General features: G+C 72.0%; 14 protein-coding genes and 1 pseudogene. 6 read left to right on the top strand and 9 right to left on the bottom strand.

Annotated elements, in window-relative coordinates; translation table 11 throughout:
* Window position 1: 1 nt before the first annotated feature.
* On the top strand, window positions 2-1093 hold the full coding sequence (locus tag VFX14_19370) for a Gfo/Idh/MocA family oxidoreductase (GenBank protein HEU5191854.1): 1092 nt from the start codon (window positions 2-4) through the stop codon (window positions 1091-1093).
* A 63-nt stretch (window positions 1094-1156) separates the two neighbouring features.
* Here the strand turns inward: VFX14_19370 and VFX14_19365 are convergent.
* Window positions 1157-1333 (bottom strand): annotated as a pseudogene (locus VFX14_19365) (FAD-dependent oxidoreductase).
* Window positions 1334-1586: 253 nt separating this feature from the next.
* Between VFX14_19365 and VFX14_19360 the strand changes: the two are divergent.
* The 4 genes from VFX14_19360 (at window position 1587) to VFX14_19345 (ending at window position 5433) form a co-directional block, all read left to right on the top strand.
* Window positions 1587-3296 carry a nitrite/sulfite reductase gene (locus VFX14_19360; protein ID HEU5191853.1) on the top strand — a complete coding sequence of 570 codons (1710 nt, stop codon included), beginning with the start codon at window positions 1587-1589 and terminating at the stop codon, window positions 3294-3296.
* On the top strand, window positions 3293-3922 hold the full coding sequence (locus VFX14_19355; GenBank protein ID HEU5191852.1) for a bifunctional precorrin-2 dehydrogenase/sirohydrochlorin ferrochelatase: 630 nt from the start codon (window positions 3293-3295) through the stop codon (window positions 3920-3922). Before VFX14_19360 ends, VFX14_19355 begins: the two co-directional genes overlap by 4 nt.
* Window positions 3919-4728: a uroporphyrinogen-III C-methyltransferase gene (gene cobA / locus VFX14_19350; protein ID HEU5191851.1), complete on the top strand. Its 810-nt coding sequence runs from the start codon at window positions 3919-3921 to the stop codon at window positions 4726-4728. The genes VFX14_19355 and cobA overlap by 4 nt, the downstream gene beginning before the upstream one ends.
* 102 nt (window positions 4729-4830) lie before the next feature.
* A complete protein-coding gene (locus VFX14_19345) occupies window positions 4831-5433 on the top strand; it encodes a hypothetical protein (protein ID HEU5191850.1) in 603 nt (200 codons plus the stop codon).
* Between the two features lie 10 nt (window positions 5434-5443).
* Here VFX14_19345 and VFX14_19340 read toward each other — a convergent pair whose 3' ends face one another.
* From VFX14_19340 to VFX14_19315, 6 genes are all read right to left on the bottom strand, one after another.
* Window positions 5444-6436, bottom strand: a complete 993-nt coding sequence (locus VFX14_19340) for an SDR family oxidoreductase (GenBank protein HEU5191849.1) — start codon at window positions 6434-6436, stop codon at window positions 5444-5446.
* 5 nt (window positions 6437-6441) lie between these two features.
* Window positions 6442-7296, bottom strand: coding sequence for an enoyl-CoA hydratase-related protein (locus VFX14_19335; protein HEU5191848.1), 855 nt, complete (start codon window positions 7294-7296; stop codon window positions 6442-6444).
* Entirely contained in the window at window positions 7293-8072 is a 780-nt protein-coding gene (locus tag VFX14_19330; GenBank protein HEU5191847.1) for an alpha/beta fold hydrolase, read from the bottom strand. Before VFX14_19330 ends, VFX14_19335 begins: the two co-directional genes overlap by 4 nt.
* A gap of 8 nt (window positions 8073-8080) precedes the next feature.
* Entirely contained in the window at window positions 8081-8869 is a 789-nt protein-coding gene (locus tag VFX14_19325) for an SDR family oxidoreductase (protein HEU5191846.1), read from the bottom strand.
* A gap of 9 nt (window positions 8870-8878) precedes the next feature.
* Entirely contained in the window at window positions 8879-9670 is a 792-nt protein-coding gene (locus VFX14_19320; protein ID HEU5191845.1) for an aldolase/citrate lyase family protein, read from the bottom strand.
* Between the two features lie 87 nt (window positions 9671-9757).
* On the bottom strand, window positions 9758-10927 hold the full coding sequence (locus tag VFX14_19315; GenBank protein HEU5191844.1) for a MalY/PatB family protein: 1170 nt from the start codon (window positions 10925-10927) through the stop codon (window positions 9758-9760).
* A gap of 84 nt (window positions 10928-11011) precedes the next feature.
* Here VFX14_19315 and VFX14_19310 point away from each other — a divergent pair, with 84 nt between their 5' ends.
* Window positions 11012-11428 (top strand): VOC family protein, encoded by a 417-nt coding sequence (locus tag VFX14_19310; GenBank protein ID HEU5191843.1) that lies wholly within the window; start codon window positions 11012-11014, stop codon window positions 11426-11428.
* Between the two features lie 13 nt (window positions 11429-11441).
* Here the strand turns inward: VFX14_19310 and VFX14_19305 are convergent, their stop codons facing one another.
* Together VFX14_19305 and VFX14_19300 are read right to left on the bottom strand one after the other, a co-directional pair.
* Window positions 11442-12242: a methyltransferase domain-containing protein gene (locus VFX14_19305; GenBank protein ID HEU5191842.1), complete on the bottom strand. Its 801-nt coding sequence runs from the start codon at window positions 12240-12242 to the stop codon at window positions 11442-11444.
* Window positions 12239-12634 carry a DUF983 domain-containing protein gene (locus VFX14_19300; protein HEU5191841.1) on the bottom strand — a complete coding sequence of 132 codons (396 nt, stop codon included), beginning with the start codon at window positions 12632-12634 and terminating at the stop codon, window positions 12239-12241. The genes VFX14_19305 and VFX14_19300 overlap by 4 nt, the downstream gene beginning before the upstream one ends.
* Between the last annotated feature and the right edge of the window lie 5 nt (window positions 12635-12639).

Here is a 12639-nt window from a genome sequence, read left to right as displayed (position 1 = left end):
CATGGCCCGGAAGCCGCTCACCGTTGGGGTCATCGGGCTCGGCTACGGCCGCGCGCACATCCCCGCCTTTCAGGCCCACGGCTGCGAGGTCGTGGCGGTGTGCCAGCGAGACGAGACTGCCGCGAAGAAGGTGGCCGAGCGCTACGGCGTGCCCCAGGTCTATGCGCGCTGGGAGGAGCTGCTCGAGCGCGCGCGGCCGGCCATCGTGGTGATCGCTGCACCCCCTGTGCTGCACACGCCGATCGCGCTCCAGGCCTTCGCGGGCGGAGCGCACGTGCTGTGCGAGAAGCCGCTCGCCATGGACGCGACGGAGGCCCAGACCATCGTCCAAGCCGCGGCCCGCGCCGGGCTCGTGGGGATGACCGCGTTCAACTGGCGCTTCCCCGCCGGCATGCAGCACATGAAGACGTTGGTCGACGCGGGCCACGTGGGCCGCCCGCTGCATCTGGCCGGCCGCTGGCTGGGCGCGCGCTGGGCGGACGAGTCGGCGCCGATCACGTGGCGGATGGATCGCGCCCAGGCCGGGCACGGGGCCATGGGCGACATGGGCGTGCACCTCGTGGATCTCGTGCGCTGGTGCTTCGGCGAGTTCGCGCGCGTCTTCGCCCGCGGAGGCGTGGCCTACACGAGCCGCACCCGGCCGGACGGGCGGCCCGCCGACGCCGAGGATCACTGCGCGGTGCTGGCCGAGCTGGTGTCGGGGGCGGTGGTCACGCTGCAGCTGAGCCGCGCCGCGCGGGGCGTCAACGAGAGCTCGCTCGAGGTCTACGGCACCGACGGGGCGCTCGCGTACCGCCTCGATCGAAATCAGCCGCGGTGGTTCCGCGGCGGCGAGCTCCTCGCGGCCGGCGCGAATGGCGCGCTGGCGCCCGTCAAGGTGCCTCCGGTGGTCTCTCGCGCGGCGGGCGAGGGCGACGCGATGGACGTGGTGGGCAAGGCCACCATCGCGCCCCTCGTGAAGCGGATGCTGGCGGCGATCCGCAAGGGCGAGCCGGCCACCCCCTCGCTCGAGGACGGCCTGCGCGCGCAGGTGGTGCTAGACGCGGTGCTCGAGTCCGAGCGCACCGCGGCCTGGGTCGCCGTCAAGCCATGAGGCCGCTCAGAGCTTGTTGAGGCCGTTCAGCGCGGCGACCTTGTAGGCCTCCGCGAGCGTCGGCTCGCGAAGGGCCTTGCTCGGGATCGTGCCGGTGTGGATGCAGACGCCGCCGATCATGTCGCGCCGGTCCACGACCGCAACCCGCTTGCCGAGCTTGGCGGCCGCCACGGCGGCCTTCTGGCCGGCCGGGCCGCTGCCGATCACGGCGAGATCGTAGCCATTGGCGCCCACTGTCATCCCCTCACGCGAGTTGTCCGACGCGCTGAGTATAGCCGACGGCCAGAGGCGAGATGCGAAGGCGATATTTCTTCTTGACTATTCCGATGTATATACGTATTATCAGCCAATCTACAAACCACATGAAGGTTAACTCCGCGCGATGTCAGGCATGTTCGGAGGCCCTCCCCGACTAGGGTAGCCCGAGCCACACGCGCTTCAGGAGGCCGGGGGCCCATCCCCGGCTTTTTCTTTCTTCACAGGAGGAATCGCAGTGAGCCAGGACAGCGTGTCCGTCGCCCCGCCCGAGACCAAGGCCCAGCGCGCCGAGCGCCTCAAGGCCGCGCTCAACCCCTGGGCGGCATACGCCGAGATCGAGCGCTTCGCACGCGAGGGGTTCGACTCGATCCCGCCCGAGTGGCTCAACACCTATTTCCGCTGGTGGGGGCTCTACACCCAGGGCGACGGAGTGGGCGCGGTGGGCGGCAAGGGTGGGGAGGGCAAGGCGGTGCGCCGCTTCATGCAGCGCATCCGCATTCCCAACGGGATCCTCACCGCCCCCCAGCTTCGGGCGATCGCGGGACTCGCCGAGCGCTACGCCCGCGGCGTGGCCGACATCACGGTGCGGCAGAACATTCAGCTCCACTGGGTGGAGATCGAGAACCTGCCCGCCATCATCCGCACGCTGGACGCGGTCGGCATCACCACGCTGGGAACTTGCGGCGACGTCACGCGGAACATCACCGGCTGCCCGCTTGCCGGCGCGGACGCGGACGAGATCGCCGACACCTCCTCGCTGGTCGAGTCGGCCACCGCCATGCTCAACGGCGCCGCCGAGTTCTACAACCTGCCGCGCAAGTACAAGGTCACGATCACGGGCTGCCGCGTCTGGTGCTCGTATCCGGAGATCAACGACGTGGGCCTGACCGCGTTCCGCCATCCCCACACGGGGGAGACGGGCTTCTCGCTCCGTGTGGGAGGCGGCCTCTCGACCGAGCCGCACCTGGGCCCGCGCCTGAACGTGTTCGTGCCGTGGGAGCGGGCGCTCGCCGTGCTGAAGGCGGTGACCGAGATCTTCCGCGACAGCGACGTGCTGCGGCAGCACCGGGAGAAGGCGCGCCTCAAGTTCCTCTTCCTCCAGCACGGCTGGACGGCCGACCGGTTCCGCGCGGAGATCGAGCGGCGCCTGGGCGCCCCGCTGCCGCCCGCGGCGCCGGAGACGCCGCCCGAGGACGTCTACCGCGATCACGTCGGCGTGCATCCGCAGAAGCAGCCCGGCCTGTTCTCCGCCGGCGTGTCGATCGTGCGCGGGCGCATCACGCCGGCCGAGATGCGCGCCGCCGCCGCTCTCGCGGAGCGGCACGGCTCGGGGGCCCTCCGCACCACGCACATGCAGAACCTGGTGGTCCTCGACGTCCCGCGCGCGAGCCTCGCCGGCCTGCGGCGCGAGGCCGAGGCAGCGGGCCTGGCGCTCGAGGCCTCGCCGTTCCGGCGCGGCACCGTGGCCTGCACCGGGAGCGAATTCTGCAAGATCGCGCTCACCGAGACCAAGGGCTTCGCGGCCCGGCTGGTGGAGGAGCTCGAGGCGCGCATGCCCGGCTTCGATCAGCATCTGAAGCTCCACGTCACCGGCTGCCCCAACAGCTGCGGCCAGCACTGGATCGCCGACATCGGTCTCGAGGGTAAGAAGATCCGCGGGCCGGCCGGCTTCGAGGACGCCTACTACTTCTGCGTGGGCGGCGGGCTGGGCGCGCGGGCGACAGTGGCCCGGCCCATCGGGTTCCGGGTCCCCGCGCGCGAGGCGGCCGGCGCCATCGAGCGGCTGCTGCGGGCCTATCTCGCCCTGCGCGAGCCGGGCGCGACCTTCCACGAGTTCACCGCCGCCCATACCGACGACGAGCTGCGCGCCCTCCTGGCGGGCGGCGTCGTCACCGCGGTGGCGCGGGACCTGCCCGCCGCCGCGACCCCCCACAGCATCGAATGAGCGCACGCTACCCCATCGTGCTCGACGTGACGGACCGCCCCTGCCTGGTGGTGGGCGGCGGCCCGATCGCCGAGGGCAAGGTGCGCGGCCTCCTCGCGGCCGGCGCGCGCGTGACCGTGGTGAGCCCCACGCTCACCCCGGCGCTCGCCGCGCTGGCCGCCGAGGGCCGCATCGCGCATCGCGCCCGGGGCTACGCCGAGGGCGATCTCGAAGGGGCGGCGCTGGCCCTCGCCGCCACCGGTGACCGCGCGGTGAGCGCGGCCGTGCTCGCCGAGGGCCGCGCGCGTGGCGTCTGGGTGAACGCCGCCGACGATCCCGAGCGCTGCGATTTCTTCCTCCCCGCGGTGCTGCGGCGCGGCGCGCTCGCCGTCGCCGTCTCGACGGGCGGCGCCAGCCCCGCGCTGACCCGCGCGGTGCGCGACGAGCTGAAGCGGCGGCTCCCCCCGGAGCTCGGCGACCTCGTGGAGGTGGTGGCCGAGGTGCGGCGCGAGCTGCGCGAGCGCGCGGTGCCGGTCACCGCGGAGGCGTGGCGTGGAGCGCTCGACGACGAACTGGCCCGGCTGCACCCGACCGCGCCGCGCGACCTCGTGCGCGCGCGCCTCCGTGCGCGCCTGGAGCCGCGATGAGCGGCCCGGGGCGCGTCGCCCTCGTGGGCGCGGGGCCTGGGGACCCAGGGCTCCTGACCGTGCGCGGGCTGGCGCTGATCCGCGCCGCCGACGTCATCGTGCACGACCGGCTGGTGAATCCGGCGCTGCTCGACGAGGCGCCGGCGGCCGAGCGCATCGACGTGGGCAAGCAGCCGGGCGCCCACACGGTGTCGCAGGCCGAGATCAACGCGATCCTGATCGCGCAGGCGCGGCGCGGGCGGCTGGTCGTGCGCCTGAAGGGCGGCGACCCGTTCGTGTTCGGCCGGGGTGGTGAGGAGGCGCTGGCGCTGCGCGCCGCGGGGGTGCCCGTCGAGGTGGTGCCCGGCGTGAGCTCGGCGCTGGCCGGGCCGGCCGCCGCCGGCATCCCCGTCACGCACCGCCGGCTCGCCGCGTCCTTCGCGGTCGTCACCGGCCAGGAAGACGAGACGAGGACGCGGCCGTCCGTGGACTGGGCCGCGCTGGCCACCGCGGTGGACACGCTGGTCGTTCTGATGGGCAGCCGCGCCCTGCCGGAGATCGCGCGCACGCTGATCGCGCACGGCCGAGGGGCCGAGACCCCGGTCGCGCTGATCCACGATGCCACCACCCCACGTCAGGTGACGCTCGAGACGACGCTCGCCGCGCTCGTGCATCCCGCGACGGCTCCGGCGCTTCCCGCGCCCATGATCGCGGTGATCGGGGAGGTGGTATCTTTGCGCGCGTCGCTCGGGCTTGGCGATCTCGTTTCCACCGCGGCCAAGCTCGTGATGCCGTCCACGGGGACGCAGGTGCGGTTCGGCGCCTGACCGGCGCCTCGGTCGCCGGCGCGCGCGCCGGCCTGCGCGTCTGTACTATGGGAGGCGACCGGACCTGCGCGCGGTGCACCCGAGGGCGGAGAGGCACGATCGGTGAGCCACACCTGGCAGCGGCTGCTGGGCCTGACGAGCCTGCTCCTCCTCGCCGGCTGCGCGACCCAGGCCACCGACATCTTTCCCACCAGCCCCTCCGCGACGAGTCAGCTCCTCGTGTTCCGCGCCCTCGAGCGCGCCGTCGCCCGGCTGGACCTCGCGCCGCTCCGGGACCGGCGGGTCAGGCTCGAGATCGTCTCGCAGCTGTACGACCATAAGTTTGCCGCCACGTATCTGGAGACCTGGCTCCGTACCCACGGGGTGAAGGTGGGAGACGACGAGCCGGACCTGCGACTCCAGGTCTTCCTGCTCACCCTCGGGACCGACCACGGGCAGAGCTTCATCGGCCTCCCGTCCTTCCAGGTCCCCGTGCTCGCGATTCCCGTACCCGAGATCGCGATATTCAAATGGATCCGCAACCGGGGCCGCGCCGATCTGCGCGCCTATGCCTTCGATCCGAAGACCGCGGACCTCGTGGATCTACTTCCCGAGACGACGGGACGGGCGAAGTACGACGACTTCACGATACTGGTCGTGATCGGCTTCTCGGCCACCGACACGAATGATCCGCTGCCGGCAAGTCCGCACGCCGGCGAGCCCTGAGGGGGAGCGGCTACTTCTCCTCCCAGGGCGACTGCCAGGCGCGCACGCCCTTGCCGAGGTCTTTCCACTCGCCGCCCGGGCGCTTGTCGAGGGTGCGGCCGAACTCGAGCGCCGGCGGCATCTTGAGGTCGTGGCCCAGCGTGGTCGGGAACAACGCGGCCAGCTCCGAGGGCTCGAGGCGGCGACTGGCCTCGAGGCGGCGGATGGGCCGCGGCTGATCGAGCAGGGTGTAGCCGTAGCCGAAGGAGTGGAAGGCCTGGCCGTTCACGTGCGCGGCGGCGTCGCTGGCGAGGAAGACCACGAGGGGCGCCACGTTGTCCGGATCGCGCTCGGTGCCCTTGGCCTGCTCGCTCGGCCACTTGCCGGTCTGCTCGAAGATCGCGCGGCCCCGCGGGGTGGAGTCGATCATGCGGGTGGCTCCGCTCGGCAGGATGGCGTTGGACGTCACGCCGTACTTGGCCAGGGCGTGCGCGGTGGACCAGGTGAGGCCGAGGATGCCCGCCTTGCCCGCGGCGTAGTTGGGCTGGCCCGGCGAGCCCAGCGCCGAGACCGACGACATGTTGATGAAGCGGCCGCCCTTGGCCTCGCGCATGTGCACGGAGGCGGCGCGGATGGTGTTGAACGTACCCTTCAAGTGCACGGCGAGGACGATGTCCCACTCCTCCTCCGTCATGTTGAAGATCATGCGGTCACGGAGGATACCCGCCACGTTCACGACGATGTCGATCGTGCCCCACGTCTTCACCGCCTGCTCCACCATCTCGGTGGCCTGGCGGAAGTCCGACACCGAGCCGAAGTTGGCGGCGGCGGTGCCCCCCGCCTTCTTGATCTCGTCCACCACCTGCTGGGCGGGGGCCTTGTCGGTGCCCTCACCGCCGAGCGCGGCGCCCAGATCGTTGACGACGACCTTCGCGCCCTCGTGCGCCATCGCGATCGCGATCCCGCGGCCGATGCCGCGCCCCGCCCCCGTCACCAGCGCCGTCTTGCCGTCGAGGAGTCCCATCGGGCCTACTTCTCCTTTCGCTTTGCGGTTCGATAGTCGCCGAAGCGGCTGTCGCGCTTCGTGAGCGCTTCCTTGAGATTGCGCCGGATCTCCTTCCGGTATTCCACCGACTCGAGCTGATGGAAGGCGAGCGCCTGCAGCTCGGTGCCCGCGCGGATCGCCGCGCGCATGCCCATGATCTCCATCGCGCGGTGGATGGAGCGCTTGTTGATCTGCTGGAGCGACGTCGGGATCTGGGCCACGCGCTCGGCGAGGTCGAGCACGGCGGCGTCGAGCTGCGCCGCGGGGAAGGCGCGGTTGGCGAAGCCGATCTGTGCCGCCTCGGTCCCGGACATGGGATCGCCGGTCAGCATGAGCTCCATGGCCCGACGCATGCCCACGAGCCACGGGTGGACCTGGGTGTCGGGTGGGCTCATGAGACGCACCGGCGGATAGCCGATCTGCGCGTCCTCGGCGACGTAGACCAGGTCGCAGGCGGACGCCAGCTCGCTGCCGCCCGCCAGACAGTAGCCGTGCACCTGGGCGATCACCGGCTTGGCAAGGTCCCAGATCTCGAACCAGCCGTGCACCACCTGGCGTGGCCAGGAGCCGTCGCCCTCCGCGGTCGGATGCGGACGGCCCTGGGTGAGGTCGGCGCCGAGGTCGTACCCCGCCGAGAAGCACGTGCCCGCGCCGCGCACGATGGTGACGCGCACCGCGTCGTCGCGATCTGCGGCGCGCAGGGCGTCGAACAGCTCGCCCCGCAGCTCGTTGCTGAGCGCGTTGCGCTTCTCGGGGCGGTTCAGCGTGAGGCGCCGGACCAGCGGGCGCGGAGTGTCGACGGCGAGGACGCGGTAGGGGGTGGTGGCGGCGGCGCTCACGCAGGCTCCGGAGGAAGCGAGCCGAGGAAGTCGCCGAGCACGCGATCGAACGCCTCGGGCTGGTCGAGATTGGACGAGTGCCCCGCGCCCTTGATGATCTCGAGCCGTGCCCCCGGGATCTTGCCCGCCATGTAGCGGCACGGCGCGAGGAAGGGCTCGTCCTGGTCGCCGACGATGATGAGGGTCGGCACCTTGATGGTCGGCAGGGAGTCGATGACGCGCGAGCCGTCCTGCGCGAGCATGCCGCGCGCGGCGTTGGCCAGCCACGTGGCCGACCGGTGCCGGCGCACGGACTCGCGCATCTCGCGACTCGAGCCGGCGAGCGCCTCGAGGCCGCGCGTCTCCAGCTCGGCGGCGCGGCGGAAGGCGCGCTCGTTCCAGCCCGCGCGCGCCTCCGCGTTGCGATAGCCGGGGCCGGTGTCGCAGAGCACGAGCGCCCGTGTCATCTCCGGATACCGGGCGTGGAATGCCAGCGACACGTAACCGCCGAGCGAGAGCCCGCCGATGACGGCGCGGCGGATCCCGAGGTGCAGGAGCAGCCCCCGCATGTCGCCGACGGTGAGGTCGGCGGAGTACTGCGCGGGATCGTCGGGGCTCTCGGTGTCGCCGTGCCCCCGCATGTCCCACGCGATCACGCGCCAGCGAGCGGCGAGCGCCCGGCGCTCGCCGTCCCACATGCGCCCGGTGGCGCCGAAGCCGTGCGAGAGCAGGAGCGGGGGCCCCACGCCGCTCTCGTCGTAGCGCAGCCGGACGCCGTTGACCGAGGCTGTGGCCATGGGCCGCCCTACCGCGCGCCGGGCGGTGCGCCCGCGTCCCGCGCGATCGAGATCTCCTTCGACTGATCGCGCGAGCGCGTGGGGCTGATCACGATCTCCTCGATCACGGTGCGCTCGGGCAGGGTGACGCAGAGGAGGATGGCCTCGGCGACGTCCTCGGGCTGCATCATGGTGGCGCGCGCGGCGGCATCGGGCGGGGCCGGGCGCTTGTCGAGGATGGGCGTGTCTACCTCGGCGGGCATGACGGTGGTGGCGCGGATGCCCTTGTCGCGCAGCACGGTGTGCACGTGGCCCATCATGTTGCGCTGGGCGGCCTTGGCCGCGCCGTACACCGAGCCTCCGATGAGGCCGGGGCGCAGCGCCGCGTAGGACGACACGGTCACGATGGTGCCGCCGCCGCGCTCGATCATGCTGGGCAGCACCGCCTGGGTGAGGAGGAAGGCGCCGGTGACGTTGACCGCCATCACCTGCTCCCATTCCTCCAGGCCGATCCAGCGGAGATTCCGTACCTTGCTGGAGTGCCCTGCGTTGTTGACGAGGATGTCGACGTGGCCGAACTGGGCGAGGGTCCAGGCCGCGAGCTCCTGGGCGTCGGCGGGCTTGGCCACGTCGCCGGGATGCGCGACGGCCTGGCCGCCCGCGCCCGTGATCTCGGCCACGACGTCTTCCAGCGGCGGCTTGCGGCGCCCGCTGATCACCACCCGCGCGCCCTCGCGGGCGAGCATGAGGGCGGTCGAGCGGCCGATGCCGGTGCCGCCGCCGGTGACGATGGCGACCTTGCCGTCGAGTCGGGCCATGGCGCGCTCCTAGTAGCCGGGCAGCTTGCCGGCCTTCACGCCCGTCTTCTTCACGGCGGCGGCTTCCTCGGCCGCCTTCTGGGCGAGGAAGCGGCTGTCGCTGGCGAGCGTGACGAACTGGTAGCCGGCCGCGATCATCTTGAGGGCATAGGCCGAGGTGCTGTTGTGGATGCCTGCCACCACCCCGTGTTTTTTGCAGGCCTCCACGATCTTCTGCTGCGCCTCCACCACCGGCGCGTCGGTCTGGTCGAGCCGCGGCTTGCAGCCCAGCGCGAGCGAGAGGTCGGACGGGCCCACGTACACCGCGTCGACGCCGGGCACGCTCAGGATGTCGTCGAGGTTCTTCATCGCCTCGGCGGTCTCGATCATCGGCATGACCACGATGTCGTCGTTGGCGTGGTCGCCGTAGTCCGCCCCCGCGTAGATCGAGGCGCGCACCGGCCCCCAGGAGCGGTGGCCGCGCGGCGGGTACTTGCAGTGGCGCACGAGCGTCTCCGCCTCTTCCCGCGTGTTGATCATCGGGCAGATGACGCCGTACACCCCGGCGTCGAGGATCTTCATGAGCCGCGCGGGATCGTTCCACGGCACGCGCGCCATCGGAACGGTGGGCGTGGTCGAGATCGCCTGCAGCATCGTCACCGCGACCTGGTAGTCGACGACGCCGTGTTGCATGTCCACCACCAAGGAGTCGAAGCCCTGATGGGCCATGACCTCGGCGGAAAAGGCACTGGGGATGGCGAGCCAGCCGTTGACGACGGCCTCGCCCTTCGCCCAGATCTTCTTGAGCGTGTTCTCTCTCACGAGGGTCTCCTTGGAGAACGGACCTGGGGATGTCTCGGACCAGCGCACCCTAGCATGCGCGCCGGGGCGGCGGCAACCGCGGCCGCGTCAGCGGCCGAGCGCGCGATAGGCCTCGCGCATGCGCTCCAGACCCTCGGTGAGCATCGCGCGGGGCGAGCCGAAGTTGAGCCGCGCGAAGCCCTGGCCACCCGGGCCGAAGGTCACGCCGTCGTTCAGGGCCACCCGGGCCTTCTCGAGAAAGAAGGTGAAAGGGTCGCCGCCCGGGATGCCGGCCTGCCGGAAGTCGAGCCACGCGAGGTACATGCCCTCGGGCGGATACATGCCGACGCCGGGGAAGTGGCGACGCACGTAGTCCGCCGTGAAGTCGCGGTTGGCCTCGAGATAGCGCATGAGCGCGTCCAGCCAGGGGCCCCCGTCCCGATAGGCGGCGAGCGCGGCGGCGAAGCCGAAGACGTTGGGGTTCGCCACCAGGTCGACCTTGGCGGCCACGAACTTCTCGCGGAGCGCGGCGTCGGGCACCACCGCGATCGCGCACTTGAGCCCGGCGAGGTTGAACGTCTTGGACGGCGACATCAGCGTGATGGTCCGCCGCTCGACCGCGGGGCCGAGGGACGCGATGGGCACGTGACGCTGGCCCGAGAAGAGCAGGTCGCAGTGGATCTCGTCGGCGATGATCCAGAGATCCCGGCGGAGGCAGATGTCCGCCATCCGCGTGAGCTCCTCACGGGAATAGACGCGGCCGGTCGGGTTGTGGGGGTTGCAGAGGAGGAACGCCTTGGTCCGGGGCGTGATCGCGCGCTCGAAGGTGTCCCAGTCCACCTCGTAGCGCCCATCGGCGCGGCGGCCGAGGGGCGCCTCGTCGCGCGTCACCCCCATGTTGCCGGGGCAGCGCAGGATGGGCGGGTACACCGGGACCTGCTCGAGGATTCCGTCGCCCGGGCTCGTGAAGATACGCGCCGCCATGTTGATCCCGGCGATCACCCCGGGGAGCATCACCACGGACTCCGGGCCCACGCGCCAGCCGTAGCGGCGCCCGATGCGCTCGGCCGCCACCTCGAAGAATTCCGGCTCCTCGTACACGTAGCCGAACACGCCGTGGGCGGCGCGCTCGCGCAGCGCGCGCACCACCGGCTCCGGGGAGGCGAAGTCCATGTCGGCGACCCAGAGCGGGAGCACGTCCTTGTCGTACTTCTTCCACTTGTTGCTCGCGGTGGATCGGCGATCGATGATGCGATCGAAGTCGAACGCGGTGGACATGTCGGCCTCCCGGCCGCCTATACTGTGCCCGCAGCCCGGATTTGTCCAGCAAGCCGCTCACCCGCACGCGTGGAGGATGGCGTCATGGCGTACCGCATCAACCACATTCATCTCAAGTCCCCCGATCCGCGCCGCACCGCCGACTGGTACGTGAACGCGTTCGGCTTCACGGTCACCAGCGACGAGACGCGCGTCTTCGGCGATCGCTTCATCCGCTGCGCGTCGCCCGACGGCGGCGTGAACGTGAACATCTCGGGCGCGCGGACGGGCGAGACGCTGGGGCCCGGCGACGCTACGCCGCATCACGGCCTCGAGCACTTCGGCCTGGACTCGACGGATATCGAAGCCGACATCCATCGCCTGGAGAGCCTCGGGGCGCGGAAGCTGGAAGGCCCGATCAACATGCCGAACGGCGGGCGCATCGCGTTCCTGCGCGGGCCGGACGACACGCGGCTCGAGCTGGTGCAGATGCCCGGCCGCGCGGCCGGGCACTGCTGCTGAGGGCGGCCGCGGCCTAGGCGGCGCGGCCTCGCGCCGCCCAGGCGCGGGCGGTGAGCGGGATCCGTCCGTCCGGCTGCACGGGCAGCCGGGCGCGGAGCCGCTCGCGCAGGGTGGTGCGGCGCGCCTCGTCGAGCGACAGGCAGTAGCCGGGCGCAGGCCCCTGACCGCCCAGGAACGGCGTCCAGTAGTCGTCGAAATCGCGGAATACCGTGGGCACGTCGAGGGCGCGGACGTCCACCTCGGCGAGGCCGGCGTCGCGGAACAGGGCGGCGAGCGGCTCCGGCCGGCAGATGGGGAAGCGCCGGCCCTCGTCGAGCGGCAGCGCGGCGGGATCGAGGCTGCCCGCGACGTCCCAGAAGTGGCGCATGAGCTCCATCCCGCCCGCATAGTCCCAGACGTAGAGCGCCACCACGCCGCCGCGCCGGGTCACCCGGCGCATCTCGGCGGCCATCCGCATGGGTGTGGGCACGAAGTTCAGCACTAGGCCCGAGACCGCGGCGTCGAACGTGCCGTCGTCGAAGGGCAGGGCCTGGGCGTCTCCCACGCGGAAGCTGGCGCGCGGGTCGGCCACGCGCGCCGTCGCGTGCTGGACGAAGCCCGCGGATGCGTCGAGGCCGGTCACCGCCTCGGGCGCCGCCCGGTCGAGGATGGTGCGGCTGAGCGCGCCGGTGCCGCAGCCCACGTCCAGCCAGCGCGCGCCCGGCCGCACCGCGAGCCAATCCAGCAACTGGGCGGCCACGAGCCGGCTCCAGCGGCCGACATAGGGCTCGTAGGCGTCGCCGACCGCCCAGACGTCGCCGGCGGGCGCGTTCATGGCGCGGGAGCGAAGTCGCCGGGATGCGGCGGGCGGAAGGTGAGATCGAAGGTGAGCCAGATCAGCTTGGTGATGGGATAGGTGACGATCGGCATGACGATGGTCCCGGCGATGCCGCCCCAGTAGAGCGCGTCCCACGGCGGATTGGGCGCGGTGAGCAGGAGCACGGTGAGCACCCCGAACGCGAACAGGATCTCGGCGGCGATGAGGTTGAAGAGCATGGCGCCGATCCAGTAGTCCGGCTCGCCGCGGTCGAGGCGAAGCCGGCACCGCGGACATTGCGGGACGACGACGACCCAGCGGCGCGTCACGCCGCCCGCTCCGCAGAGGGGGCAGCGCAGCCGCAGCGCGCGCCACGCGCCGAGGAGGGCGAAGCGCGCCTTCGTCGCCATCGCGC

The sequence above is a fragment of the Candidatus Methylomirabilota bacterium genome (genome assembly GCA_035764725.1).
Classification (GTDB): Bacteria; Methylomirabilota; Methylomirabilia; order Rokubacteriales; family CSP1-6; genus DASRWT01.
The sequence above is the reverse complement of the archived record's forward strand: the minus strand, read 5'-3'. Positions and strand labels throughout refer to the sequence as shown.

Coding starts and splice junctions, on each gene's coding strand:
- VFX14_19325 (HEU5191846.1), bottom strand. CDS start 8,869: ATGGCCCGACTCGACGGCAAGGTCGCCATCGTCACCGGCGGCGGCACC.
- VFX14_19300 (HEU5191841.1), bottom strand. CDS start 12,634: ATGGCGACGAAGGCGCGCTTCGCCCTCCTCGGCGCGTGGCGCGCGCTG.
- VFX14_19370 (HEU5191854.1), top strand. CDS start 2: ATGGCCCGGAAGCCGCTCACCGTTGGGGTCATCGGGCTCGGCTACGGC.
- VFX14_19355 (HEU5191852.1), top strand. CDS start 3,293: ATGAGCGCACGCTACCCCATCGTGCTCGACGTGACGGACCGCCCCTGC.
- VFX14_19315 (HEU5191844.1), bottom strand. CDS start 10,927: ATGTCCACCGCGTTCGACTTCGATCGCATCATCGATCGCCGATCCACC.
- VFX14_19330 (HEU5191847.1), bottom strand. CDS start 8,072: ATGGCCACAGCCTCGGTCAACGGCGTCCGGCTGCGCTACGACGAGAGC.
- VFX14_19340 (HEU5191849.1), bottom strand. CDS start 6,436: ATGGGACTCCTCGACGGCAAGACGGCGCTGGTGACGGGGGCGGGGCGC.
- VFX14_19305 (HEU5191842.1), bottom strand. CDS start 12,242: ATGAACGCGCCCGCCGGCGACGTCTGGGCGGTCGGCGACGCCTACGAG.
- cobA (HEU5191851.1), top strand. CDS start 3,919: ATGAGCGGCCCGGGGCGCGTCGCCCTCGTGGGCGCGGGGCCTGGGGAC.
- VFX14_19310 (HEU5191843.1), top strand. CDS start 11,012: ATGGCGTACCGCATCAACCACATTCATCTCAAGTCCCCCGATCCGCGC.